Annotated in this window: 23 protein-coding genes and 1 tRNA gene; 22 read left to right on the forward strand and 2 right to left on the reverse strand. The window is 66.9% G+C overall.

Going from position 1 to position 26,312, the window contains the following annotated elements:
- The first annotated feature begins 24 nt into the window (after positions 1–24).
- The 3 genes from accD to LVB87_RS10715 are packed head-to-tail and all read left to right on the forward strand — an operon-like array spanning position 25 to position 3,242.
- The gene (accD, locus tag LVB87_RS10705) at positions 25–921 is read left to right on the forward strand and encodes an acetyl-CoA carboxylase, carboxyltransferase subunit beta (protein WP_232897950.1); all 897 of its coding nucleotides are present in this window, start codon (positions 25–27) and stop codon (positions 919–921) included.
- Positions 918–2,273, forward strand: a complete 1,356-nt coding sequence (gene glmM / locus LVB87_RS10710; protein WP_232897951.1) for a phosphoglucosamine mutase — start codon at positions 918–920, stop codon at positions 2,271–2,273. Before accD ends, glmM begins: the two co-directional genes overlap by 4 nt.
- Positions 2,274–2,282: 9 nt before the next feature.
- A complete protein-coding gene (locus LVB87_RS10715) occupies positions 2,283–3,242 on the forward strand; it encodes a 2-oxoglutarate and iron-dependent oxygenase domain-containing protein (RefSeq protein WP_232897952.1) in 960 nt (319 codons plus the stop codon).
- A gap of 6 nt (positions 3,243–3,248) precedes the next feature.
- Here the strand turns inward: LVB87_RS10715 and LVB87_RS10720 are convergent, their stop codons facing one another.
- Both LVB87_RS10720 and LVB87_RS10725 read right to left on the reverse strand, forming a co-directional pair.
- Complete coding sequence (locus LVB87_RS10720) at positions 3,249–4,106, reverse strand: class I SAM-dependent methyltransferase (RefSeq protein ID WP_232897953.1); 858 nt, start codon at positions 4,104–4,106, stop codon at positions 3,249–3,251.
- Entirely contained in the window at positions 4,103–4,786 is a 684-nt protein-coding gene (locus tag LVB87_RS10725) for a DUF6445 family protein (RefSeq protein WP_232897954.1), read from the reverse strand. The genes LVB87_RS10720 and LVB87_RS10725 overlap by 4 nt, the downstream gene beginning before the upstream one ends.
- A 75-nt stretch (positions 4,787–4,861) precedes the next feature.
- Between LVB87_RS10725 and tpiA the strand changes: the two genes are divergently transcribed.
- The 19 genes from tpiA (at position 4,862) to LVB87_RS10820 (ending at position 26,305) form a co-directional block, all read left to right on the forward strand.
- The gene (gene tpiA, locus LVB87_RS10730; RefSeq protein WP_232897955.1) at positions 4,862–5,611 is read left to right on the forward strand and encodes a triose-phosphate isomerase; all 750 of its coding nucleotides are present in this window, start codon (positions 4,862–4,864) and stop codon (positions 5,609–5,611) included.
- Between the two features lie 24 nt (positions 5,612–5,635).
- The gene (gene secG, locus LVB87_RS10735) at positions 5,636–6,067 is read left to right on the forward strand and encodes a preprotein translocase subunit SecG (protein WP_232897956.1); all 432 of its coding nucleotides are present in this window, start codon (positions 5,636–5,638) and stop codon (positions 6,065–6,067) included.
- A 46-nt stretch (positions 6,068–6,113) separates the two neighbouring features.
- Positions 6,114–6,198 (forward strand) — tRNA-Leu (locus LVB87_RS10740).
- Positions 6,199–6,404: 206 nt separating this feature from the next.
- Positions 6,405–6,761 carry an NADH-quinone oxidoreductase subunit A gene (locus LVB87_RS10745; RefSeq protein WP_232897957.1) on the forward strand — a complete coding sequence of 119 codons (357 nt, stop codon included), beginning with the start codon at positions 6,405–6,407 and terminating at the stop codon, positions 6,759–6,761.
- A complete protein-coding gene (locus LVB87_RS10750; protein WP_232897958.1) occupies positions 6,752–7,339 on the forward strand; it encodes an NADH-quinone oxidoreductase subunit B in 588 nt (195 codons plus the stop codon). The genes LVB87_RS10745 and LVB87_RS10750 overlap by 10 nt, the downstream gene beginning before the upstream one ends.
- Positions 7,336–8,055 (forward strand): NADH-quinone oxidoreductase subunit C, encoded by a 720-nt coding sequence (locus tag LVB87_RS10755; protein ID WP_232897959.1) that lies wholly within the window; start codon positions 7,336–7,338, stop codon positions 8,053–8,055. The genes LVB87_RS10750 and LVB87_RS10755 overlap by 4 nt, the downstream gene beginning before the upstream one ends.
- The gene (locus LVB87_RS10760) at positions 8,052–9,353 is read left to right on the forward strand and encodes an NADH-quinone oxidoreductase subunit D (protein WP_232897960.1); all 1,302 of its coding nucleotides are present in this window, start codon (positions 8,052–8,054) and stop codon (positions 9,351–9,353) included. Before LVB87_RS10755 ends, LVB87_RS10760 begins: the two co-directional genes overlap by 4 nt.
- A 43-nt stretch (positions 9,354–9,396) precedes the next feature.
- A complete protein-coding gene (nuoE, locus tag LVB87_RS10765) occupies positions 9,397–9,924 on the forward strand; it encodes an NADH-quinone oxidoreductase subunit NuoE (RefSeq protein ID WP_232897961.1) in 528 nt (175 codons plus the stop codon).
- Between the two features lie 4 nt (positions 9,925–9,928).
- Positions 9,929–11,296 (forward strand): NADH-quinone oxidoreductase subunit NuoF, encoded by a 1,368-nt coding sequence (gene nuoF / locus LVB87_RS10770; RefSeq protein WP_232897962.1) that lies wholly within the window; start codon positions 9,929–9,931, stop codon positions 11,294–11,296.
- Entirely contained in the window at positions 11,293–13,527 is a 2,235-nt protein-coding gene (gene nuoG / locus LVB87_RS10775; protein ID WP_232897963.1) for an NADH-quinone oxidoreductase subunit NuoG, read from the forward strand. Before nuoF ends, nuoG begins: the two co-directional genes overlap by 4 nt.
- A complete protein-coding gene (gene nuoH / locus LVB87_RS10780) occupies positions 13,524–14,582 on the forward strand; it encodes an NADH-quinone oxidoreductase subunit NuoH (RefSeq protein ID WP_232897964.1) in 1,059 nt (352 codons plus the stop codon). The genes nuoG and nuoH overlap by 4 nt, the downstream gene beginning before the upstream one ends.
- A gap of 5 nt (positions 14,583–14,587) precedes the next feature.
- Positions 14,588–15,076 carry an NADH-quinone oxidoreductase subunit NuoI gene (nuoI, locus tag LVB87_RS10785; RefSeq protein ID WP_232897965.1) on the forward strand — a complete coding sequence of 163 codons (489 nt, stop codon included), beginning with the start codon at positions 14,588–14,590 and terminating at the stop codon, positions 15,074–15,076.
- Positions 15,077–15,083: 7 nt separating this feature from the next.
- Complete coding sequence (locus LVB87_RS10790; RefSeq protein WP_232897966.1) at positions 15,084–15,719, forward strand: NADH-quinone oxidoreductase subunit J; 636 nt, start codon at positions 15,084–15,086, stop codon at positions 15,717–15,719.
- A complete protein-coding gene (nuoK, locus tag LVB87_RS10795) occupies positions 15,719–16,027 on the forward strand; it encodes an NADH-quinone oxidoreductase subunit NuoK (RefSeq protein ID WP_232897967.1) in 309 nt (102 codons plus the stop codon). Before LVB87_RS10790 ends, nuoK begins: the two co-directional genes overlap by 1 nt.
- A 4-nt stretch (positions 16,028–16,031) precedes the next feature.
- Entirely contained in the window at positions 16,032–18,161 is a 2,130-nt protein-coding gene (gene nuoL / locus LVB87_RS10800; RefSeq protein WP_232897968.1) for an NADH-quinone oxidoreductase subunit L, read from the forward strand.
- 4 nt (positions 18,162–18,165) lie between these two features.
- Positions 18,166–19,677, forward strand: a complete 1,512-nt coding sequence (locus tag LVB87_RS10805; RefSeq protein WP_232897969.1) for an NADH-quinone oxidoreductase subunit M — start codon at positions 18,166–18,168, stop codon at positions 19,675–19,677.
- Positions 19,678–19,693: 16 nt separating this feature from the next.
- A complete protein-coding gene (gene nuoN, locus LVB87_RS10810) occupies positions 19,694–21,127 on the forward strand; it encodes an NADH-quinone oxidoreductase subunit NuoN (RefSeq protein WP_232897970.1) in 1,434 nt (477 codons plus the stop codon).
- Positions 21,128–21,370: 243 nt separating this feature from the next.
- Complete coding sequence (locus LVB87_RS10815) at positions 21,371–24,457, forward strand: YadA-like family protein (protein ID WP_232897971.1); 3,087 nt, start codon at positions 21,371–21,373, stop codon at positions 24,455–24,457.
- 63 nt (positions 24,458–24,520) lie between these two features.
- On the forward strand, positions 24,521–26,305 hold the full coding sequence (locus LVB87_RS10820) for a S8 family peptidase (RefSeq protein ID WP_232897972.1): 1,785 nt from the start codon (positions 24,521–24,523) through the stop codon (positions 26,303–26,305).
- The last annotated feature ends 7 nt before the right edge of the window (positions 26,306–26,312 follow it).

Consider the following 26,312-nt stretch of genomic DNA (forward strand, 5'->3'; position numbering starts at 1 on the left):
ATTCGACGGACGGAAGAACGCCACGTGTCCTGGCTGAAGAAACTGATGCCCTCGCGCATCCGCACCGAAGGCGGAAACAAGCGCAGCGTGCCCGAAGGGCTCTGGGAAAAGTGCGACAAGTGCGGCTCCGTGCTTTATCGCCCCGAGCTCGAGGAAAACCTCGAGGTGTGCCCCAAGTGCGGCCACCACATGCCCATCCGCGCCCGCGCGCGCCTGATGTCGCTGTTCGACGGGCCGGCGATCGAGATCGCGCCCGACCTCGGCCCGACCGACGTCCTGAAGTTCAAGGACCAGAAGAAGTATTCCGACCGCATCAAGGCCGCGCAGAAGTCCACCGGCGAGCGCGACGCGCTGATCGCGATGGAAGGCCAGCTCAAGGGCCGCGACCTGGTCGCCTCCTCGTTCGATTTCGCCTACATGGGCGGCTCGATGGGCTCGGTGGTCGGCGAGCGTTTCGCGCGCGCGGCCGAACGCGCGGTGGAACTGCGCTGCCCCTACGTGTGCTTCTCCGCCAGCGGCGGCGCGCGCATGCAGGAGAGCCTGTTCTCGCTGATGCAGATGGCGAAGACCTCCGCCGCGCTGGCCCGCATGCGCGCGGCCGGGCTGCCGTACATTTCCGTGCTCACGCATCCGACCACCGGCGGCGTGTCCGCCTCCTTCGCGATGCTGGGCGACATCAACATCGCCGAACCGGGCGCGCTGATCGGCTTCGCCGGCCCGCGCGTGATCGAGCAGACCGTGCGCGAGAAGTTGCCGGAAGGCTTCCAGCGTTCGGAATTCCTCGTCGACCACGGTGCGATCGACCAGATCTGCGACCGTCGCGAAATGCGCGACCGCCTCGCGCATCTGTTCGCGCTGATGATGAAGCAGTCGCAGCCGGCCGACGACGTGGAAGCGCTGCCCGGGGAGACCACTGCTTGAGTCGCCGCTACTTCGGCACCGACGGCATCCGCGGCCGGGTGGGCGAGGGCGCGATCTCGGCCGATTTCGTGCTGCGCCTGGGCAATGCCTACGGGCGCACGCTGCGCCAGGCGCACGCGCGCAGCGAATGGCGCAAGCCGGTGGTGATCATCGGCAAGGACACGCGCATCTCGAACTACATGTTCGAAGCCGCGCTGGAAGCCGGCCTGGTCGCCGCGGGCGTGGACGTGCAGCTGATGGGCCCGATGCCCACGCCCGCCGTCGCGCACCTCACGCGCTCGCTGCGCGCCGACGGCGGTATCGTCATTTCGGCGTCGCACAACCCGCACTTCGACAACGGCATCAAGTTCTTCTCCGAGGAAGGCGAGAAGCTCGACGACGCGACCGAACTCGCCATCGAAGCCGCGCTGGACCATCCGTTCGAAACCGTGTCCTCCGAACTGCTCGGCAAGGCCGTGCGCACGCGCGGTGCGGTCGAGCGTTACGTGGAGGCCTGCAAGAACTCGGTGCCCAAGGGTTTCGACCTCACGGGCCTGCGCATTGCGATGGACTGCGCGAACGGTGCGACCTACCAGATCGCGCCGCTCGTGCTGCGCGAACTCGGCGCGCGCGTGGATGCCATCGGCATCGATCCGAACGGGCTGAACATCAATGATGGGGTGGGCTCCACGCATCCCGAAGCGCTCGTCGCCCACGTGCGCGCCACCGGCGCGGACCTCGGCATCGCCTTCGACGGCGACGGCGACCGCGTGCTGTTCGTGGCAGGCGACGGCACCGTCTGCGACGGCGACGACCTGCTCTACGTGCTCGCCACCGACTGGCAGGACAGCGGCCGCCTGCGTGGCCCGCTCGTCGGCACGCTGATGACGAACTTCGGCCTCGAACGTGCGTTGGAAGAGCGGGGCATTCCGTTCGTGCGCGCGAAGGTCGGCGACCGTTACGTCCACCAGCAATTGATCGCGCACGAAGGCGTGCTCGGCGGCGAAGCCTCCGGACATCTGCTCTGCCTGGACAAGGCGAGCACGGGCGATGGCATCGTCAGCGCGCTGCAGGTGCTGGAGGTGCTGCGCCGACGCGGCCTGACGCTGCGCGAGGCCGTGGCCGGCGTGCGCAAGGTGCCGCAGAAGACGATCAACGTGCGCATCGATGCGGGCGCCGCGCCCGTCGAACATCCGGCCGTGCAGGCCGCACTCGCCGATGCGCAGTCGGCCGTCGCCGGACGCGGTCGCGCCTTCCTGCGTCCCTCGGGCACCGAGCCCGTGGTGCGCGTGACGGTGGAGGCCGACGACGACGCGCTCGTGCAGGCCACGCTCGAGAAACTCGCCGACGCGGTGCGTTCGGCTTCGAAGTAACCCGGAACCATGAATTCGCCAGCACGCATCCCCACGCTCGACATCGCGCGTTTCACCCATCCCGCCAGCGACGCCGATCGCGCCGCCTTCGTGGCCGAGCTCGGCAACGCGTATCGCGAATGGGGCTTCGCGGGCATCCGCAACCACGGCATCCCGCAAGCGCAGATCGATCGCGCGTACGACGTGTTCCAGCGCTTCTTCGCGCTGCCGGACGACGTGAAGCGCCAGTACCACGTGGCGGGTGGCGGCGGTGCGCGCGGCTATACGCCCTTCGGCGTGGAGACCGCGAAGGGTGCGCAGTATTCGGATCTCAAGGAGTTCTGGCACATCGGCCGCGAGATCCCGCGCGACCACAAGTGCGCGGACGTCATGCAGCCGAACCTGTGGCCGAAGGAAATCGCCGAGTTCCATGATGTCGGCTATGGCCTGTACGAGTCGCTCGACCAGCTCGGCTCGCAGGTGTTGGCCGCCCTGGCGCTGCACATCGGCTTGCCGGAAGACTACTTCGTCGACAAGACGGATTACGGCAATTCGATCCTGCGCCCGATCCACTATCCGCCGATCACCACGCCGGACATCCCGAACGTCCGCGCCGGTGCGCACGAGGACATCAACCTGATCACGCTGCTCGTCGGTGCGAGCGCGGCGGGGCTGGAAGTGCGTTCGCGCGTGGGCGAGTGGGTGCCATTCACGTCGGACGCGGACACCATCGTGGTGAACATCGGCGACATGCTGCAGCGCCTGACCAACCACGTGTATCCGTCCACGACGCACCGCGTGGTCAACCCGCCGGGCGAACTCGCGCGCCAGCCACGCTATTCCACGCCGTTCTTCCTGCACCCGAATCCGGACTTCCTGATCGACGTGCTGCCTTCCTGCGTGGACGCCGAGAACCCGAGCCGCTATCCCGAAGCGATCACCGCGCAGGGCTACCTCGAAGAGCGCCTGCGCGAAATCAAGCTGAAGTAGGGCGCCTCAGCGGCGGAAGCGCCGCGCACTGATCGACCGCAGCATCGACCGGAACAACGCCACCTGCAGGCGCTGGATCGGCGAACTCGAACCGCGCGGGCGACGCGTGGAAATCGTCGCTTCGCTCGGCACGGCGGTGTTGGCGGCGACGAGCGCATCGCGCGCCTGCGTGGAGGGACGCGCGCGCATCACGTACTGGAAGGCCAGCGACTGCGCGCGGTCGCCACCGAGCAGTTCCACCGCCGTGATCAGTTCGCGATCCAGGCGCATCGCGTATTCGGTGCCGATGGTGTCGGGCGGGATGTCGATCTGGTGCAGGCGTTCCAGCGCGAGGCCGGCGTCGGCGAGCAGCTGCGCAATGCCCTGGCGCGTGAAGAAGCGCAGGTGCGTGCGGTCCAGGATCCCGCGTTCGGAATAATCGAAGCGCCCCGAGAGCAGCATCGCGCGCACGCTGCCGTGGGCGACGTTCGGCAGCGAGATGGCCACGGAGCCGTCGGGTGAGAGGTGGGCGAGGGCGCGGCGCAGTTCAGCCACCGGATCGACCATGTGTTCGAGCACGTCGCCGAAGACGATGACGTCGAAGCGCGCGTCGGGGTGCGCGTCGAGGAAGGAGGCGAGATCGCCGTTCCAGGCCTGGGCCAGCACGTCGGCGGCCAGGCGCGCGGAGGTCGGATCCGGTTCGACGCCCGTGACCACGTGGCCCTTGGCCATCAGCGAGGCGCCGAGATAGCCGGAGGAACAACCGACTTCCAGGATGCGCAGGCCTTGCCGGCCGGATTCGGTCGCCAACTCGTGCAGCAGCGTGTGCGAGTTGTTGCGGTTGGCCAGGTCGATCGCGGCCTGGTACTTGATCTCGCCACTCATGCTTTCGCCATCCAGAAGAAGACCGCGGCCATGCGTTTCTCCTCCAGCGCGCGGCCGTAATACGCGGTGGCGCTGTGCAGGAGGTTCGCGCGGTACAGCAGCAGGCGGTTGAACCGGTGCGGGATGCGCATGTCCTCGACGAAGGAGTCCGGCGGCACGTAACGCGTACCGAGGGCTTCAACCAGATTGTTGTGGGGCGGCATCACGAAGTTGCCGCCGCGCTGCCCGCCGGGCAATCGCTGGCGGAAGAAGCTGGTGCCGCAGTCGTCGGGCACGCCGGGATTGAGGTAGAGCACCGCGGCGTACCGGCACAACGCGCGCGAATCGGTATGCGGGCGCTGATCGCATTCGCCGTCGCCGACGACCTGGATGCAGTTGTGGTTGAGGTGCGCGCCGTCGGATGCGGTTTCGATCCACAGCTTCGCGCTCCCCGTGGCCTTGCGCACCAGCGCCTCGACGATCTCGAGTTCGTCCGGTTCCAGCCCCGGCATCACCCGCATGCCCGGCCAGCTTTCGGCGCGGTGCGGAAAGCCGAGCACCCAGTCGGTGCGCGCCAGCGTGCGTTCCCGCACGGCCTGCGGATCGGGGAGCACGTCGTCGAACACCCAGTAGTCGCGGCCCTCCGTGGGCTTGCGATAGGGCAGGACGGGCAGGGGTTTTCCGGGGCGGAGAGGCTGCATCACCCGATGATAAGGGGATGCGGGCGGCCGCTGGGATAAACTTCCGCGCTCGGCTTCACGGATAGAGGAACGGCAATGCGACGCAAGATCGTGGCGGGCAACTGGAAACTTCACGGCACCCGCGACTTCGCGTGCGCGCTGCTGGGGGAGATCGCGGAGGTCGCCGCGCCCGAGGGCGTCGAACGCATCGTGCTGCCCCCGCTGCCTTACCTGGGCGAGTTGTGCGAGCACTTCGCCGCGCGCGACATCCACTTCGGCGCCCAGGACGTGAGCGTGAACGAGACGGGCGCCTACACGGGCGAGGTCTCGGCCGCCATGCTGTTGGACGTCGGGGCCCGCTATGGCTTGGTCGGCCATTCCGAGCGCCGCCAGTACCACGGGGAAACCAGCGAACTGGTCGCGCAGAAGTTCTTCGCCGCCAAGCGCGCGGGCCTCGTGCCGATCCTCTGCGTGGGCGAATCGCTGCGTGAACGCGAGGACGGCCAGACCGAATGGCGCATCGAATCCCAGCTCGAGCCCGTGTTCGCGCTGGGCGGCCCGGATGCCCTGGACGGCGCCATCCTGGCCTACGAGCCCGTGTGGGCCATCGGCACCGGCCGCACGGCCACCCCGGAGCAGGCGCAGGCAGTCCACGCTTTCATTCGTGGCGAGGTCGCCTCGCGCAATGCTAAGATCGCCGGCTCGTTGCCGATCCTCTATGGCGGCAGCGTCAAGCCCGATAATGCGAAGGCGCTGTTCTCCCAGCCCGACGTCGATGGCGGGCTGGTGGGTGGCGCGTCCCTCGTCGCCCGGGATTTCCTGGCCATCGCGCAAGCGGCGGCCTGACACGAAAGGCAGAGTTCCTTCCGAATGTTGATGACGATCCTCAATGTGGTCTACGTGCTCATCGCCATTGCGATGGTCGCGCTGATCCTGATGCAGCGTGGCGCGGGTGCCCAGGCCGGTTCCGGCTTCGGCGCAGGCGCGTCGGCCACCGTGTTCGGCTCCCGTGGCGCCGGCAACTTCCTGTCCAAGTCCACCAAGTGGCTGGCGATCGCGTTCTTCGTGATCAGCCTGTTCATGGGCTGGAACGCGACGCACGGCCGCAAGCAGACCCAGGCGCCCGCCGCGACGGACCTCGGCCTGATGTCGTCCGTGCCGGCCGCGCCGGCGACGACGAAGCCGTCGTCCGCGGTTCCGCTCGCGCCGGCCGCCGCCGTGCCGACGGCACCGGCCGCCGTGGCGCCGACGAATGCGGTTCCGGCTGCGCCGTCGACGACGAAGCCTTCGCAAGGCAACTGATCCGGCCTACAATGTTGAACTCCGCAGCAAGCGCCGCGGAACACCTGCCCAGGTGGCGGAATTGGTAGACGCACTACCTTGAGGTGGTAGCGACGTAAGTCGTGGGGGTTCGAGTCCCCCCTTGGGCACCATAAAAAACCCGCCATCGCGCGGGTTTTTTTGTGCCCGTCGATATCGTCAAAGCGGCAATAAGGTCTGGTGGCCCGAGGCGACCGCCCGTTACAATAGCGGGCTCGTACACTCCGTCCCCCCGCGGTGCGCGTAAAGGGGCGGGATGCACGGCGTGAAATCCGACGCCCTGTGGGCTCCCTTAGCGATTGGTACGAGAGGTCCGAGCGTGCTGGCCGAATATCTGCCGACCCTGCTGTTCCTGATCGTCGCCACGGGGATCGGCATTGCCCTGATCATCGTGGGCAACGTGCTCGGGCCCAAGCGCCCCAGCGCAGAAAAACTTTCACCTTACGAATGCGGCTTCGCTGCGTTCGAAGACGCGCGCATGCAGTTCGACGTGCGCTACTACCTCATCGCGATCCTGTTCATCGTCTTCGACCTGGAAATCGCGTTCGTCTTCCCCTGGGCGCTCGTGTTCCGCGAGCTCGGCGTGTTCGGCCTGGTGGAGATGGGCGTGTTCCTGTTGTTGCTGGTGATCGGCTTCGTCTACGTCTGGAAGAAGGGTGCATTGGAATGGGAGTGATCCAGACCGTCTCGGGCTTGATGCACAACCCGCTGCCGGACGATCGCATCGGCGACATCCTGCGGCCCGAGGGTGAAAATCCGCTGGTCGAGCAGGGCTTCGTCACCACGAGCTTCGACGCGCTGTGGAACTGGGCGCGCACGGGTTCGATGTGGCCGATGACCTTCGGCCTGGCGTGCTGTGCCGTCGAGATGATGCATGCGGGCGCCGCGCGCCTGGACCTCGACCGCTACGGCGTCGTGTTCCGTCCGTCGCCGCGCCAGAGCGACGTGATGATCGTCGCCGGTACGCTCGTCAACAAGATGGCCCCTGCGCTGCGCAAGGTCTACGACCAGATGCCCGACCCGAAGTGGGTCATTTCCATGGGCAGCTGTGCGAACGGCGGCGGCTATTACCACTACTCCTACGCCGTCGTGCGCGGTTGCGACCGCATCGTGCCGGTGGACGTGTACGTGCCGGGCTGCCCGCCGACCGCCGAGGCGCTCGTGTACGGCATCCTGCAGCTGCAGAAGAAGATCCGTCGCAATGAAACGCATCCCTTCCGCAAGAAGGACGCGGCGCAAGGTGCGACGGCATGAGCACCGCAACGCTGGTCGAGCGCCTGCGCGCGCATTTCCCCGACGCCGTCATCGACGTCGCGCAGCCGCGCGGTGAAGTGACGCTCGACGTCGCGCCCGATGCCTGGCATGCCACCTGCCGTACGCTGCGCGACGCCTTCGGCTTCGAACAGGCGATGGACATCTGCGGCGTGGACTACCTCGGTTACGGCAGCGACGAGTGGGATACCACCGACGTGTCGTCCGAAGGTTTCTCGCGCGGCGTCGAAGGGCGCGGCCCGGGCCGCTTCAAGTGGGGCGAGCAGCCCACCGATGCGAAGCTGCCGTCGAACCGTCGCTTCGCCGTCGTCGCGCATTTGCTGTCGATGCAGAACAACGTGCGCCTGCGCGCGCGCTGCTTCGCCGCCGACGACACGCTGCCGGTTGTGGCCTCCGTCGTCGACCTGTGGCCCGGCGTGAACTGGTTCGAACGCGAAGCCTTCGACATGTACGGCATCCTCTTCGAAGGCCATCCGGACCTGCGCCGCATCCTCACCGACTACGGCTTCGTCGGCCATCCGTTCCGCAAGGACTTCCCGCTGATCGGCAACGTCGAAGTGCGTTACGACAACGAAAAGCAGCGCGTCGTGTACGAACCGGTCACCTCGGTCGAACCGCGCGTGGGCGTGCCGCGCGTGATCCGCGACGACGCGCGTTACAAGACCGCCGAAGGCGAGGGCAGGGAGGCGGTGAAGTGAACGCGCAGGTGGACCGCTTTCCGTCGAACACCTCGGGCCTGAACAACGCCGAGATTCGCAACTACACCCTGAACTTCGGCCCGCAGCATCCGGCCGCGCACGGCGTGCTCCGCCTCATCCTCGAGATGGACGGCGAAATCGTGCAGCGCGCCGATCCGCACATCGGCCTGCTGCATCGCGGCACCGAAAAGCTGGTCGAATCCAAGCCCTTCAACCAGTCGATAGGTTACATGGATCGCCTGGATTACGTCTCGATGATGTGCAACGAGCACGCCTACGTGCTCGGCATCGAGCGCCTGCTCGGCATCGAAGCCCCGGAACGCGCGCAGTGGATCCGGACGATGTTCGACGAGATCACGCGCATCCTGAACCACCTGATGTGGGTCGGTTCCAACGCGCTCGACCTCGGCGCGATGGCGGTGTTCCTCTACGCGTTCCGCGAACGCGAAGAGCTGATGGACGTGTACGAGGCGGTTTCGGGCGCGCGCATGCACGCCACGTACTACCGCCCGGGCGGCGTCTACCGCGACCTGCCGGACCGCATGCCGCAGTACCGCGAATCGCCGTGGCGCAAGGGGCAGAAGCTCAAGCGCTTCAACGAATGGCGCGAAGGCTCGATGCTTGATTACCTCGATGCCTTCACCAAGGATTTCCCGAAGCGCGTCGACGAGTACGAGACGCTGCTCACCGAGAACCGCATCTGGAAGCAGCGCACCGTCGGCATCGGCGTCGTGTCGCCGGAAGATGCGCTCGCCTGGGGCATGAGCGGCCCGATGGTGCGCGGCTCCGGCCTCGCCTGGGACCTGCGCAAGAAGCAGCCCTACGCCAAGTACGCGGAAGTCGATTTCGACATCCCGCTGGGCACCAACGGCGACTGCTACGACCGTTACCTGGTGCGCGTCGCCGAGATGCGCCAGTCCAACCGCATCATCGCCCAGTGCGTGAAGTGGCTGAAGGCCAACCCGGGCCCGGTGATGCTGGACAACTACAAGGTCGCGCCTCCCTCCCGCGAGGAGATGAAGGACGACATGGAAGCCCTGATCCACCACTTCAAGCTGTTCACCGAAGGCTACTGCGTCCCGGCAGGGGAAACGTATGCCGCGGTGGAAGCGCCCAAGGGCGAGTTCGGCGTGTACCTGGTCAGCGACGGCGCCAACAAGCCGTTCCGCTGCAAGCTGCGCGCGCCGGGCTTCGCGCACCTTTCCTCGATGGACGCGATCGTCACGGGCCACATGCTCGCCGACGTCGTCGCGATGATCGGCACCTACGACGTGGTGTTCGGCGAGATCGACCGCTGACCGTCGGCAACGACGGATCCAAACGCATTAGCAAGGCATACCGATGAGAGCGACCGGCAACTTCGAGAACGCGCGCAATGTCGATCCGCAGCAGGTGCTGTCGGACGCGACGCGTGCGCACATCGACCACTGGCTGACCAAGTTCCCGCCCGACCGCAAGCGTTCGGCCGTGCTGCAGGGCTTGCACGCCGCGCAGGAACAGAACGGCGGCTGGCTGAGCGACGAGCTGATCGCCGCCGTGGCCAAGTACCTCGACCTCCCGCCGGTGTGGGCGTACGAAGTCGCCACGTTCTATTCGATGTTCGAAACCGAAAAGGTCGGGCGCCACAACGTCGCCTTCTGCACGAACATCAGCTGCTGGCTCAACGGCGCCGAAGACCTCGTCGCGCATGCGGAGAAGAAGCTCGGCTGCAAGCTCGGCGAATCCACCGCCGACGGCCGCGTGTTCCTCAAGCGCGAAGAAGAGTGCCTCGCCGCGTGCTGCGGCGCGCCGATGATGGTCATCAACGGCCACTACCACGAAAAGCTCACGACCCAGAAGGTCGACGAGCTCCTGGACGGGCTGGAGTAAGCGCATGGGCGGCCACAGCCACTATTCCGAACCTACCGGCCCCGTCGGTCCTGCGCCGCAGGAACACAACGTCGTCTACACGACGCTGCACTTCGACAAGCCCTGGTCCTACGAGAACTACCTGAAGACCGGCGGTTACGCCGCGCTGCGCAAGATCCTCGAAGAGAAGATCGAACCGGCCGCCGTCATCGAGATGGTCAAGCAGTCCGGCCTGCGCGGCCGCGGCGGCGCGGGCTTCCCGACCGGCCTGAAGTGGTCCTTCATGCCGAAGGGTCCGGGCATCAAGTACATCCTGTGCAACTCCGACGAATCGGAGCCGGGCACGGCGAAGGATCGCGACATCCTGCGCTACAACCCGCATGCCGTGATCGAAGGCATGGCGATCGCGTGCTACGCGACGGGTTCGCCGGCGGCCTACAACTACCTGCGCGGCGAGTTCCACCACGAGCCCTTCGAGCATCTCGAAGAGGCGACGCGCGAGGCTTATGCCAACGGTTGGCTGGGCAAGAACCTCCTCGGCAGCGGCGTCGACATCGACCTGTACAACGTGCTCGGCGCGGGCGCCTACATCTGCGGCGAAGAAACCGCGCTGATGGAATCGCTCGAAGGCAAGAAGGGCCAGCCGCGCTACAAGCCGCCGTTCCCCGCGAACTTCGGCCTGTACGGCAAGCCGACCACGATCAACAACACCGAAACGTATGCGTCGGTGCCGGCGATCATCCGCAACGGCGCCGAATGGTTCCTCAACCTCGGCAAGCCGAACAACGGCGGGCCGAAGGTGTTCTCGGTGTCGGGCCACGTGGCCAAGCCGGGCAACTACGAGATCCGCCTGGGCACCTCGTTCGCCGATCTGCTGCAGATGGCCGGCGGCATGCGCGAAGGCCGCAAGCTCAAGGCCGTGATCCCCGGTGGTTCCTCGATGAAGGTGCTGCCGGCCGACGCGATGATGGCCTGCACGATGGACTACGACTCGATCCAGAAGGCCGGTTCGGGCCTGGGTTCGGGCGCGGTCATCGTGATGGACGACACCACCTGCATGGTGCGTGCCTGCCAGCGCATCGCGCGCTTCTACTTCAAGGAAAGCTGCGGCCAGTGCACGCCGTGCCGCGAAGGCACCGGCTGGATGTACCGCATGCTCACGCGCATCGTGGAAGGCAAGGCCACGCTCGACGACCTGCAGATGCTGCGCGCCGCCGCGGGCCAGATCGAAGGCCACACCATCTGCGCGTTCGGCGAAGCCGCTGCGTGGCCGGTGCAGGGCTTCCTGTTCCACTTCTGGGACGAATTCGAATACGCGATCGTCAACGGGCGGTTCCTGGTCGATGACCAGCGCAACGGCACGGTCGTCGCCAAGCAGGGTGTGGCCGCATGAGCGCCGTTGAGACTGATGTGAAGCCCGTCGTGCCGGAAGGCCACGTCGCCATCGAGATCGACGGCGTCGCGATGACCGCGCCGAAGGGCTCGATGATCATCCAGGCCGCCGACAAGGCCGGCATCCCGATCCCGCGCTTCTGCTACCACGACAAGCTGAGCATCGCGGCGAACTGCCGCATGTGCCTGGTCGAAGTGGAAAAGATGCCGAAGCCCGCGCCCGCGTGCGCGACGCCGGTGATGGACGGCATGAAGATCGTCACGCGCAGCGACAAGGCACTGAAGTCGCAGCGCAACGTGATGGAATTCCTGCTCATCAACCATCCGCTCGACTGCCCGATCTGCGACCAGGGCGGCGAGTGCGAACTGCAGGACCTCTCGCTCGGCTACGGCCGTTCGGTCTCGCGCTTCTCCGAGCGCAAGCGCGTGGTGGCCGACGAGGACTTCGGTCCGCTCGTCGCCTCCGACATGACGCGCTGCATCCAGTGCACGCGCTGCGTGCGCTTCACCGCGGAAGTCGCCGGCACCTACGAGCTCGGCGGCATGATGCGCGGCGAGAACCTGCAGATCGGCACCTACGACGGCAAGCCGCTGACGACCGAACTGTCCGGCAACGTCATCGACGTCTGCCCGGTCGGCGCGCTGACCAACAAGGTGTTCCGCTTCCGTGCGCGTCCGTGGGAACTGGTCGCGCGCGAATCGATCGGCTTCCACGATGCACTGGGCAGCAACCTGTTCCTGCACGTGCGCCGCGGCGAAGTGCTGCGCACCGTGCCGCGCGACAACGAAGCGGTCAACGAATGCTGGCTGTCGGACCGCGACCGCTATTCGCACCAGGGCCTGTACGCCGCCGACCGCGCGATGAAGCCGATGGTGCGCGACGGTGACAACTGGCGCGAAACCTCCTGGGAAGAAGCGCTGGCCAAGGCCGCGAAGATCCTGCGCGACAACGGCGGCGACCAGCTCGGCGTGCTCGTGCACCCGTCGACGTCGAACGAAGAGGGTGCGCTGCTTGCGCGCCTGGCCGACGGCCTGGGCACCGGCAACCTCGACCACCGCATCGCGCAGCACGATCTCTCCGACGCCGCCGTCGCCGAACGCGCCGGCATGGCCGTGGCCGACATCGAGAACGCCGACGCGATCGTGATCGTCGGTTCGCACCTGCGCCACGAACTGCCGCTGCTGCACCAGCGCCTCCGCAAGGCGGTGAAGAAGGGCGCGCGCGTGCACATGGTCAATCCGGTCGACTTCGACGTGGCCTTCGACGTCGCGTCGAAGACGATCGTGCCGCCGTCGCAGCTTTCGACCGCACTCGCCGGCGTCGACATCAAGGGCGCGCAGCGCGCCGTGGTGATCGTTGGCGCCGTTGCCGAACTCGGCACGCACGCCGCCGCGATCCGCGCCGCGGTGCGCGGTTTCGCCGCCGCCAACGACGCCGCCGTGTGCCGCATCCCGCAGGGCGCGAATGCGCTCGGCCTGGCGCAGCACGGCGTGCTGCCGTCGGCGCGCGATGCGAACGCGATGCTCGCCGATGCCCGCAGCGCGTACGTGATCTACGGCATCGAGCCGGGCCTCGACTTCGCCGACCAGGCGCAGGCGTTCAAGGCGCTGGGCAATGCGCAGGTCGTGGCCTTCAGCCATTTCGCATGCGAATCCACGCGCAAGGTCGCCGACGTGATCCTGCCGATCGGTGCGCTGCCGGAAATCGACGGCTCGCTGACCAACCTCGACGGCTTCGTGCAGCACGGCACCGCTGGCGGCAAGCTGCCAGGCGACGCGCGTGCCGGTTGGCGCGTCCTGCGTGCGCTCGGTGGCGACCTCGGTGTCGCGGGCTTCGACTTCACCGATTACGCCGGCATGCGCGCAGGTTTGTCCGAACGCAACGTGCAGGTCGTCAAGGGCGGCGTGCCGCCGCACGCGCAGGTGCATGGCGCCGGCCTTGAAGTGGTGGCCTCGCAGGCGATCTATCGCAGCGATGCCACGGTGCGTCGGGCGGCCGCGCTGCAGGCGCATCCGCTGACGCTCGGCGCGCGCGTCGTCCTGCATCCCGAGGATGCGGGCGAGGCGGGCGTTCATCCGGACGGCGTGGCGAAGGTGTCCAACGCAACCGGCACGGCAACGCTGCCGGTGGCCACGAGCGACAAGGTCGCGCGCGGCACCGCGTGGGTGGAATCCGGTTATGGCGCGACGGCTGCGCTGCTCACGGGCAACGTGGAGGTTCGTCGCGCATGATGATGTTCATCGACCCCATCCGTGACTTCTTCCTGTCCTTCGGCGCCCTCGGTGCCCTGGTCTGGATCGTCCTGAAGATCCTCGCCATCGCCGTGCCGGTGATCCTGGCCGTCGCGTTCTACGTGGTGTGGGAGCGCAAGCTGATCGGCTGGATGCACGTGCGCCACGGGCCGATGTACGTGGGCAAGGGCATCCTCCAGGCCTTCGCCGACGTGTTCAAGCTGCTGTTCAAGGAAGTGGTGCAGCCCACCGTGGCGCAGCCCTTCCTGTATCGACTCGCGCCCTTGATCGCGCTCGTGCCGGCGTTCGCCGCCTGGGCGGTGGTGCCCTTCGATTCGAAGGTCGTGCTGTCGAATGCGAACGCGGGCCTGCTGTACCTGCTCGCGATGACCTCGCTCGGCGTGTACGGGATCATCCTGGCGGGCTGGGCATCGAACTCGAAGTACGCCTTCCTCGGTGCGATGCGCGCCGCGGCGCAGGTTGTGTCCTACGAAATCGCGATGGGATTCGCGCTGGTCGGCGTGCTGATCGCCGCGGGCAGCCTGAACCTGTCGGACATCGTGCACGCGCAGGAAGGCAACGCGGGCATGTTCGAGTGGTTCATGTGGCCGCTGTTCCCGTTGTTCGTCATCTACTTCGTGTCCGGCGTGGCCGAGACCAACCGCGCGCCCTTCGACGTGGTGGAAGGCGAATCGGAAATCGTCGCCGGCCACATGGTCGAGTACTCCGGTTCGCAGTTCGCGCTGTTCTTCCTGGCCGAATACGCCAACATGCTGCTCGTCAGCTTCCTGGTGTCGATCTTCTTCGTGGGCGGCTGGCTCAGCCCGTTCCAGGGGCTCGGCATCCCGTTCCTGTCGGCGAATGGTTGGCCGTGGCTGTTCCTGAAGGTGTTCTTCTTCGCCAGCTGCTTCATCTGGTTCCGTGCTTCCTTCCCGCGCTACCGCTATGACCAGATCATGCGCCTGGGCTGGAAGGTCTTCATTCCGATCACCATCGCCTGGATCTTCGTAACGGCGCTGATGGCGTACTACAACGTGTTCACGCCGGGGCAGTGACGGGCATGACTCGAATCGTTTCCTTTTTCCGCAGCCTGCTGCTCATCGAGCTGGCACAGGGCCTGATGCTCACGGGCAAGTACCTGTTCCGCCCGAAGTACACGTTGATGTACCCGATGGAAAAGACGCCGCAGTCGCCGCGCTTCCGCGGCCTGCACGCGCTGCGCCGCTATCCCAACGGCGAAGAGCGCTGCATCGCCTGCAAGTTGTGCGAAGCGGTGTGCCCGGCGCTGGCGATCACCATCGACTCGGAGCAGCGCGCCGACGGCACCCGCCGGACCACGCGCTACGACATCGATCTGTTCAAGTGCATCTTCTGCGGGTTCTGCGAGGAGTCGTGCCCGGTGGACTCGATCGTCGAGACGCACCTGCACGAATACCACTTCACTGCGCGCGGCCAGAACATCGTGACCAAGCCGCAGCTGCTGGCCATCGGCGACAGGCTCGAGGCGGAAATCGCCGCGCGCCGCGCCGCCGACGCACCGTTCCGCTGAGGGCCACATGGATCTCGCAACGCTTTCGTTCTACGCCTTCGCCACCATGGCCATCGCCGCGGCCGTCGGTGTCATCAGCGTGAGGAACCCGGTGCAGGCAGCGCTGCTGCTCGTGCTCACGTTCTTCTCCGTGGCCTGTACCTGGATCCTCGCCGGCGCCGAATTCCTCGGCATCGCGCTGATCCTGGTCTACGTGGGCGCGGTGATGGTGCTGTTCCTGTTCGTGGTGATGATGCTCGACATCGACGTCGCGCCGCTGCGCGAGGGCTTCGTGCGCTACCTGCCGATCGGCGCGGCCGTTGCCATCGCGATGCTGATCGAGATCAGCATGCTGATCGGCGTGAAGGTGCTCGTGCAGGCGCCGCTCGCCGCCGATGCGGCCGCCGCGGCCAACATCCCGAACACCACCTGGCTCGCGCGTGCGCTGTTCACCGACTTCCTGCTGCCCTTCGAAGTGGCGGCGGTGATCCTGACCATCGCCGTCGTGGCCGCCGTGATGCTGACGCTGCGCCGCCGCACCGGCGTGAAGCACCAGAGTCCGTCGGCACAGGCGCGCGTGCGTGCCTCCGACCGCCTGCGCGTCGTGAAGATGGATGCCGTGAAGCCGGCCGCGCCGGCCGCCACCGAGGAGACCCCGCGATGATGGCCTTGTCCCTTGGGCACTTCCTGTTCCTGGGCGCGGCGCTGTTCTGCATCGCACTCGCCGGCATCTTCCTCAACCGGAAGAACGTGATCGTGCTGCTGATGTCGATCGAGCTGATGCTGCTCGCGGTCAACATCAACTTCGTCGCGTTCTCGCGCGAGCTCGGCGATGCCGCAGGCCAGGTGTTCGTGTTCTTCATCCTCACCGTGGCCGCCGCCGAGGCCGCCATCGGCCTGGCGATCCTGGTCACGCTGTTCCGCAACCGGCGCACGATCAACGTCGCCGAAATCGATACCTTGAAGGGCTGATCCGATGCCGGGCGTTGAATTCACCCTCTCGAAGACGATGCTGGTGTGGGTCGTCCTCGCGCCGCTGATCGGCGCGATCCTGGCCGGCCTGTTCGGCAAGCGCATCGGCCGCGTCGGCGCGCACACGGTCACCATCGGCGGCGTGGCGATCAGCTGCGCGCTGTCGATGTACGTGCTGTGGCAGCTGGTGGGGCAGGGCGCTGCGCCGTTCAACCAGAACCTGTACACCTGGTTCGAGATCGGCGGTTACAACGCGCACGTCGGCTTCATGGTCGACAAGCTCACCGCGATGATGATGGTCGTGGTCACCTTCGTGTCGCTGCTGGTGCACATCTACACCATCGGCTACATGGAAGAAGACCCGGGCTACCAGCGCTTCTTCAGCTACATCTCGCTGTTCACCTTCTCGATGCTCATGCTGGTGATGAGCAACAACTTCCTGCAGCTGTTCTTCGGCTGGGAAGCGGTGGGCCTGGTGTCGTACCTGCTGATCGGCTTCTGGTTCAAGCGCCCGAGCGCGATCTTCGCCAACCTCAAGGCCTTCCTGGTCAACCGCGTCGGCGACTTCGGCTTCCTGCTGGGCATCGCGGGCGTGCTGTACTGGTTCGGCTCGCTGGACTACGCGACGGTGTTCGCCAACGCGTCGTCGATCATGGGCGGCGGGCAGACCGTCGAGATCTTCTCGGGCCACGCCTGGTCGATCGCGACCGTCATCTGCATCTGCCTGTTCATCGGCGCCATGGGCAAGTCGGCGCAGGTGCCGCTGCACGTGTGGCTGCCCGACTCGATGGAAGGCCCGACGCCGATCTCCGCGCTGATCCACGCCGCGACGATGGTGACCGCGGGCATCTTCATGGTGGCGCGCATGTCGCCGCTGTTCGAGCTCTCGCCGGCCGCGCTCAACTTCGTGCTGTTCATCGGCGCGACCACGGCGTTCTGGACCGGCCTGATCGGCATCGTGCAGAACGACATCAAGCGCGTCGTCGCGTACTCCACGTTGTCGCAGCTGGGCTACATGACGGTCGCGCTCGGCGTGGGCGCGTACTCGGCGGGCGTGTACCACCTGATGACCCACGCCTTCTTCAAGGCGCTGCTGTTCCTCGGTGCCGGCTCGGTGATCATCGGCATGCACCACGAACAGGACATGCGCCGGATGGGCGGCCTGAAGAAGTACATGCCCATCACCTACTGGACGATGGTCATCGGCACGCTGGCGCTGGTCGGCACGCCGTTCTTCAGCGGCTTCTATTCGAAGGACACGATCATCGAAGCGGCCGAGCTCGCCGCGCACGGAAATCCGGGCTTCACCGTGCAGACCTACGCGTACTGGGCCGTGCTGCTCGGCGCGTTCGTCACCTCGTTCTACAGCTTCCGCCTGCTGTACATGACCTTCCACGGGAAGGAACGCTTCCACGATCCGGTGCCGGAGCATTACATCGCGCCGGAGGCGGACTCGACGGAGCACGAGGACGCGATCTCGCATGCGCATGACGCGCACGACGACCACCATGACGACCATGGCCATGCGCATACGCCGCACGAGTCGCCGTGGGTCGTGACGGTCCCGCTGATCCTGCTCGCGATTCCCTCGATCATCATCGGCTTCTTCACTGCCGGTCCGATGCTGTTCGGCAAGACCTGGGACGCCGCGCAGGAGCGCCTGCCGTTCTTCCTCGGCGCGATCGACATGCCGGAGCACGGCACGATGGCGAACCTGGCAGAGGAATTCCACGGCGCGGTCAACTTCGCGATCCACGGCTTCGCTGCACCTGCCTTCTGGCTCGCCTTCGCCGGCTTCGCGCTCGCCACGTTCCTCTACGTGTTCCGCCCCGACCTGCCGGGCAAGATCGCGCATGCCCTGCGCTGGCCGGTGCGCGTGCTGGAGCGCAAGTACTTCATGGACGACCTGTGGATCGATGGCTTCGCCGGTGGCGGTGTCGCACTCGGCCAGGTGTCGCGCCAGGTGGACAGCAAGGTCATCGACGGGGTGGTGGTGAACGGCAGTGCGCGCGTGGTCGACCTCGTGTCGGGCGTCGTGCGCCAGCTGCAGTCCGGTTACCTGTACCACTACGCCTTCGCGATGATCGTTGGCCTGATCGCGCTGCTTGCCGTCATCAATCATTACTGGATGTAACGACGTGGCGAACGCCCCCCTTCTGAGCCTGTTGATCTGGTTGCCCATCCTCGGCGGCGCGCTGTCGCTGATGCTTGGCGAGAACCGCGCGAGCATGGCGCGCTGGCTTGCGCTGGGCACGGCGCTGCTCGCGCTCGCGCTGAGCATCCCGCTGTTCACCGGATTCGATTACGCCGCCACCGGCATGCAGTTCGTCGAACAGCACCAGTGGATCCCGGCCTACGACATCCGTTACGCGCTCGGCGCCGACGGCATCTCGGTCGCGCTGATCGGCCTGACCACGCTCACCACCGTGCTGGTGCTGATCGGTGCGTGGACCGCGATCGACGAACGCGTGAACCAGTACGTCGCCGCGTTCCTCGTGCTCGAAGGCCTGATGATCGGCGTGTTCTCCGCGCTCGACGGCATGCTGTTCTACGTGTTCTTCGAAGCCATGCTCATCCCGATGTTCATCATCATCGGCGTGTGGGGCGGCCCGCGGCGCGTGTACGCGTCGATCAAGTTCTTCCTGTACACCTTCCTCGGGTCGGTGTTCATGCTGGTCGGCATCATCTACCTGTACCTGAAGGGCGGTAGCTGGCAGCTGGCGGACATGGCGGCGCTGCCGCTGACCATGCAGGAGCAGACCTGGCTGTTCTTCGCCTTCCTCGCCGCGTTCTCGGTGAAAGTGCCGATGTTCCCGGTGCACACGTGGTTGCCGGATGCGCACGTGGAAGCGCCGACCGGTGGCTCGGTGGTGCTGGCGGCGATCATGCTGAAGATCGGCGGATACGGCTTCCTGCGTTTCACCCTGCCGATCGTGCCGGACGCCGGCCACGAGTTCGCGTGGGTCGTCATCGCGCTGTCGCTGATCGCCATCGTCTACATCGGCTTCGTCGCGCTGGTGCAGGACGACATGAAGAAGCTGATCGCGTACTCGTCGATCTCGCACATGGGCTTCGTGACCCTGGGCACCTTCATCGCCTTCTCGCTGGTGCGCGACACGGGCAACCTCGACGCCGCACGCCTCGGCCTGCAGGGCGCGATGGTGCAGATGATTTCGCACGGCTTCATCTCCGGTGCGATGTTCTCCTGCGTCGGCGTGCTCTACGACCGCATGCACAGCCGCATGATCCGCGACTACGGCGGCGTGGCGAACGTGATGCCGTGGTTCGCGATGTTCATGGTGCTGTTCGGCATGGCCAACTCGGGCCTGCCGGGCACGTCGGGTTTCATCGGCGAGTTCATGGTGATCCTCGCCAGCTTCCAGCAGCATCCGCTGCTCGCCTTCGGCGCGGCGACCACGCTGATCCTCGGCGCGGCCTACACGCTGTGGTTGGTCAAGCGCACGATCTTCGGCGAGGTCGGCAACGCCCACGTCGCCGAACTCGAAGACATCAACATGCGGGAATGGATCGTGCTCGGCACGTTCGCCATCGGTGTGCTCGCGCTCGGTGTGTATCCGAAGCCGCTGACCGACCTGATGGAACCCGCCATCGCCCAGCTCGCCAGCCAGCTGGCCGCGACCAAGCTCTGAGATCGCCAGCATGCCCATGACCACGCCCAATCCCGCCGAACTGCTGCCGCTGCTGCCCGAGCTCGTGCTCACCGGCGCCGCGTTCGCGCTGCTGATGCTCGATCTGTTCCTCGAGGAGCGCCAGCGCTGGGTCACGCACGTGCTCTCGATTGCCGCGCTCGTGTTCGTGGCCGGCATGGTCGCCACCGGCGTGGGCGGGCAGGGCATCGTGCTCAACGGCATGTTCATCCGCGACGTCGCGGCCGACGTGCTCAAGCTGTTCACCTGCGCCATCTCGGCGCTGTCGCTCGTCTATGCGTGGCCTTACCTGCGCGAGCGCGGGCTGTACAAGGGCGAGGTGCCGGTGCTGGTGCTGTTCTCCACCGCCGGCATGATGCTGATGGTGTCCGCGGGCAACCTGGTCACCGTGTACCTCGGCCTGGAAATGCTCGCGCTGTGCCAGTACGCGCTGGTCGCGATCGACCGCGACGGTCCGCTCGCCTCCGAAGCGGCGATGAAGTATTTCGTCCTGGGCTCGCTCGCCTCGGGCATGCTGCTATACGGCATGTCGCTGATGTACGGCGCCACCGGCACGCTCGACCTGCCGGGCATCCACGCCGCGATGTCGCATGCATCGCCGGGCCTGGTGCTGACGGGCCTGGTGTTCATCGTCGCGGGCATCGCCTTCAAGTTCGGTGCCGCGCCGTTCCACATGTGGCTGCCGGACGTCTACCACGGCGCGCCCACGCCGATCACGCTGTTCATCGGTTCGGCGCCGAAGCTCGCCGCGTTCGGCATGGCCTACCGCCTGCTGGAAACCGGCGCCGGCCCGCTCGACGAACAATGGCGCCTGCTGCTCGCCGGCCTGGCCACGTTGTCGCTGGTGATCGGCAACCTGATCGCGCTGGCGCAGACCAACCTCAAGCGCATGCTCGCGTATTCGACGATCTCGCACGTCGGCTTCCTGTTCCTCGGCCTCGCCGGGGGCGGTCCGCAGGGCTATGCGTCGGCGATGTTCTACGCGATCACCTACGCGATCATGTCGGCCGCGGCCTTCGGCGCGATCATCGTGCTGTCCAACCGCGGCTTCGAAGCCGACAACATCGACGACTTCAAGGGCCTCAACGCCCGCAGCCCGTGGATGGCCGGCCTGGTCCTGTGCGTGATGGCCTCGCTCGCCGGCGTGCCGCCGTTCCTCGGCTTCTGGTCGAAGCTCGCCGTGCTGCGCGCCGCGCTGCAGGGGAACATGATGTGGCTGGTGATCGTCGGTATCGTGTTCGCCGTGATCGGGTCGTTCTACTACCTGCGCGTGATCAAGGTGATGTACTTCGACGAGCCCGTCGGCGACGGCCCGGTGGAGCGCGACGACCGCCCGCTGCGCATCGTCTTCGGCGTCAACGCACTCTCGCTGCTGTTCCTCGGCCTGGCCTGGAACCCGATCATGGCCTGGTGCATGGCGGCGTTCCGCTGACGCGCCACGCCCTCTGATTGATCCACCGACGCCCTCCGCAAGGAGGGCGTCGTCGTTTGGGCGTCCGAAACGACAAATTCCTTGTCGAATCATTCGCTTGTTGCCGCTCTGTCATCGAAATGTGATCGCACGTTGAAGCGAATTCCCGCGTGGCCGACGAGGTTTGGCGACGGGGGAGTTACGGCAGGGGGCGGTGTCGCCATGCAGCCGCGCCCCCGCCCTTTTCCTTCAACGAGATCCGACATGTCCTCCAAGCCCCGGCTGCAACGCCGCGTCCTGACCCTCGCTCTGTTGTCCGTCATGTCCGTCCCGGCCTTCGCCGGCGTCAACTGCCAGTTGGTCGACCAGACCACCGGCCTTCCGCTGCCGATCGACAGCACCTCGCCGGGTTCCGATTCGCTGGCATGCGGCCCGCGCGCGAAGGCCGTCGGCAACCGTTCGGTGTCCGAGGGCGATGAAACGACCGCCACGGGCGACAACGCGACCGCCATCGGTTCGTGGATCGACCTCGATGGCGACGGCCTGGTCGACGCCAACGAAATCACCTGGGCCAACGGTGCCAAGTCCGTGGCCGTCGGCGCCGCGGCGCAGGCGCTCGGCGCGGGCGCGGTGGCGGTCGGCGTGCAGTCGGTGGCCACCGGTGCCAACAGCATCGCCGTCGGCAACACCGCGCAGACCCAGTCGTTGAACACCACGACCACCAAGACGACGGTGCAGGGCACGCCCAACACAGTCACCACCACGACCACCACGACCAACGGCCCGGCGAGCAACCAGAACAGCATCGCGGTGGGCACCAACTCGCGTGCGAACGGCAACAACGACATCGCGATGGGCAACGGCGCGACGGTCGAGAACACCATCAACTCGGTGACCGCGACCACCACCGCCGGCGTGACGACGATGGTGCAGACCACGCTGTCGACGCCCGCGACGAGCGCGATCGCCATCGGCACCGGCGCCAAGGCGAACGGCAACAGCACCGTGGTCATCGGCAACGGCGCGCGCGCCGAATCGCGGGTCCTCACGCTGATCAACGGCTTCGGCTCCACCACTCCGATCTCGGTCTACACCGCGGGTGTCGCGACGAACACGACGGTCATCGGCGCGGGCGCAGTGGCGCAGGGCACCAACAGCGTGGTGATCGGCAGCGGTGCCTCGACTTCAGGCGACGGCTTCGATCCCACCGGTACGATCCTGCTGAAGGACAAGAACGACACGGTCGTTGGCACCGGGTCTGCAACGGTGCGCGGCTGGGGTACTGCGTATGGCTACAACGCCATCGCATACGGCTATGGCACCACCGCCATCGGTACCGGTACCTACGCCATCGGCTCGGGCTCCACCGCGGTCGGCGGGTGGTTCGACCTCAATGCGGCCTTCGGCGCCGCGCCCACGAATACGCTTCCCACCGGCTGGGCGTTCGGAACCAACACCCCGGGTACGGCAGCGCAGGCATTTGGCGCCAATGCCCGCGCCTGGGGCAACTACGACACGGCCTTGGGTCCGGCGGCCAGGACCAGTGATTTCGACAGTTCATGGGGCGATGGCCTGAGTCATTACTCGACCTACGACCAGAAGATCATCAATGGCTCGGTCGCGGCGGGCTTCGTGGCGTATGCCGAAGGGCATGCCAGCATCGCCTTGGGCCAGCAGAGCAGGGCCCATGATGCGTTCGCGGTTGCCATCGGCAGCGAAAGCGTGGCCTGGGGCGTCGACAGCATCGCGCTTGGCGACAATGCCGTCAGCGCCTGGCACCAGGACATCGCCATCGGCGCCAACGCCCAGGCCCTCGGCGGCTTCGGCACCACGAACATCGCCTTCGGCGTCGATGCCATGGTCGACAACCTGGGTGGCGGCGACACCAGCAACGCCATCGCGTTCGGTTCGCAGGCGCAGGCCATGTCGGACAACGCCGTGGCCTTCGGTGCGAATGCGCAGGCCATGGGCCTCAACGCCACCGCGACGGGCAACGCCAGCATCGCGAACGGCGCCTCCTCGTCGGCCTTCGGCGATGGCAGCCAGGCCAATGGCGACTACGCCTCGGCGCTCGGCGCGTATGCCTACGCCGACGGCATGTACAGCATGGCGGCCGGCACCAACGCTTTCGCGCTCGGCATGAACAGCACCGCGATGGGCTACAACAGCGTCGCGCTGGAAGACGACAGCGTTGCGCTGGGTTCGAACTCGGTCGCCGATCGTGCGAACACGGTGTCGGTGGGTTCGGCGGGTTACGAACGCCAGATCACCAACGTCGCCGCCGGTTCGGCGGACACCGACGCGGTCAACGTGTCGCAGCTCAATGATGCGCTCATCGCCGTCGGTGCGAGCAGCGCCGCGCAGCTCGACACGGTCGCGGCCGCCTTCGGTGGCGGTGCCACGATCGACGTCAACGGCCTGCTGGGCGCGCCGACGTATTCGATCCAGGGCAGCGACTACTACAACGTGGGCGACGCGTTCTCCGCGCTGGACGGTTACATCAGCGGCATCAACACGACGATCAGCAACCTCACCACGCAGGTGAATACGCTGTCCGCGACGCCGGGCCTCGGCATGCCGATCGGCACGGGCAACGGCCTTGCACTCGGCAACGGCAGCAACGCCACCGACGGCACCGACACCGCGTTCGGCACGAATGCGAACGTCGGCGCGGACAGTGGCACGGCGGTCGGCAGCGGTGCGAGCATCGCCGCAGTCGCGACGGATTCCGTTGCAGTCGGTGCGAATGCCAGCGTCACCGCTGCGTCGGGCACGGCGATCGGCGAGGGCGCGAGCGTCAGCGCCAACGGTGCCGTCGCCATCGGCCAGGGTTCGGTCGCCGACCAGGCGAACACGGTGTCGGTCGGCAGCGCGGGCAACGAACGCCGCGTGACCAACGTCGCGACCGGCACGGCCGACACCGACGCCGCCAACGTCGCACAGGTCAACGCGGGCAATGCCGCGACGCTGCAAAGCGCGAACGCCTACACCAACAGCACCGCCGCCACCACGCTGCAGAGCGCCAACGGCTACACCGACGCCCGCCTGCAGGCGATGAACGACGAGTTCACCCGCCTCACGCAGGACTTCGGCAAGCGCCTGGACAAGCAGGACGAGCGCATCGACCGCGAAGGTGCGATGAGCGCGGCCATGTTGAACATGGCGATCAACGCCGCGAACGCACGCACCGATGCCGGTCGCATCGGCGTCGGCGCCGGCTGGCAGAACGGACAGAGCGCGCTCTCCATTGGCTATTCGAAGCAGATCGGCGAACACGCGTCCTTCAGCATCGGCGGCGCGTTCAGCAGCAGCGATTCGAGCGCCGGCGTCGGCTTCGGTTTGGACCTCTAAGCAACATGCACCGCGGCGCCATCGCGGCGCCGCGGTCAACCCCAATCTTCCAGGAAGACTGCAATGACTCTTCGCCGCACCACCCTCAGCCTGCTCCTCGCCGCCGCCATCGCGCCGGCCTTCGCGGGCAACGCCACCATCGATCTGTCCGCCCTCAACGACGCCACGCTGTCGGCCACGCCGCGCTTCGTCGTCAAGTTCCGCGCCGGCACTGCCGAAAGCACGCAGGCCGCTGCGCGCCAGAAGGCGCTCGACGCCGCCGCCACCCGCGTGCGTCCGCAGGTCGCCGTGCAGACCAACGCCGCCGGCAAAGCCGTGCCCTTGTCGATGAACACGCTGCGCGCCACCGCGCGTGGCGGGCGCCACGTGATTCGCGCTTCGCAGCGTCTGACGCGCAATGAAGCCGAAGCACTGATGCGTTCGATCGCCGCCGATCCGAACGTCGAATACGTCGCCGTCGACGGCCGCGTGCACGCCGACGCACTGCCGAACGATCCGTACCTGGCCACGTACCAGAACTGGCATTACGGCACCGGCGCCGGTGGCGCGCGCGTCACCACCGCATGGGACATCACCAAGGGCGCTGGCGTCGTCGTCGCCGTGATCGATACGGGCGCCACGCACCACGCCGACCTCGAACCGAACCTGCTGCCGGGTTACGACTTCATCACCGATGCCTTCGTTTCGCGTCGCGCCGACGACACGCGCCAGCCGGGCGGTTGGGACACCGGCGACTGGAGCGCAGCGGGCGAATGCGGCAGCGGCTCGGCCGCGCGCAACAGCTCCTGGCACGGCACGCACGTGTCCGGCACGATCGCCGAAGTGACCAACAACGGCCTCGCCGGTGCGGGCGTTGCACCGGAAGCGAAGATCGTTCCGATCCGCGTGCTCGGCCGTTGCGGCGGTTACGACTCCGACATCGCCGACGCGATGGTGTGGGCGGCCGGTGGCGACGTGCCCGGCGTGCCGAAGAACCCGAACCCGGCGGAAGTCCTGAGCCTGAGCCTCGGTGGCGACCAGTCGTGCCCGGCCTACGTGCAGGACGCGATCAACACGGCAGTCTCGCTCGGTGCGGTCGTCGTCGTCGCGGCAGGCAACCAGAACTCCGATGCGATCACGCATTCGCCTGCCGGTTGCGCGAACGTCATCACCGTCGGTGCCACGGGCTACAGCGGCCAGCGTGCGAGCTATTCGAACTACGGTTCGTCGGTCGAAATCTCGGCGCCGGGTGGCGCGGGCACCGAAGGCTCGCCGAACGGTTACATCTGGTCGACGCTCAACGCCGGCACGACCGTGCCGGGCGCCGATGCATTCGGTGGTTACACCGGGACGTCGATGGCCACGCCGCACGTGTCCGGCATCATCGCGCTGATGCAGAGCGTGGCGGCCAAGCCGCTGACGCCCGCGCAGGTGCAGGGCGTGCTGATCTCCACCGCGCGTCCGTTCCCGGTCAAGCCGGACAAGCCGATCGGTGCGGGTATCGTGGATGCCACCGCCGCGGTGCAGCGTGCGCAGACCTTTGGCCAGCCGGTGACGGGCATTCCGCTGGTGAGTGGCGTCGCGTCGTCGGTCGCGCCGCTCGCGGCCGGCCAGAGCGTGATCTACGACATCAATGTTCCGGCGGGTGCGAAGAGCCTGCAGATGCTGACCTACGGCGGTCGCGGCACGGTGAGCGAGTTCGTGCAGTACGAAGCCGAGCCGATGGCGAGCTGGAACATCGGTGCGTCCAACCGCCCGGGCACCAACCAGACGATCACGCTCACCACGCCGGCCGCGGGCCACTACTACCTGAAGGTGACGGCGCAGGCCGATGCCGCGGGCGTGATGGTGCGCGCGACGGTGCTTTGATTCGCCT

Origin of the sequence: Lysobacter sp. KIS68-7, assembly GCF_021284745.1 — a bacterium.
In the GTDB taxonomy this organism is placed as follows: Bacteria; Pseudomonadota; Gammaproteobacteria; order Xanthomonadales; family Xanthomonadaceae; genus Noviluteimonas.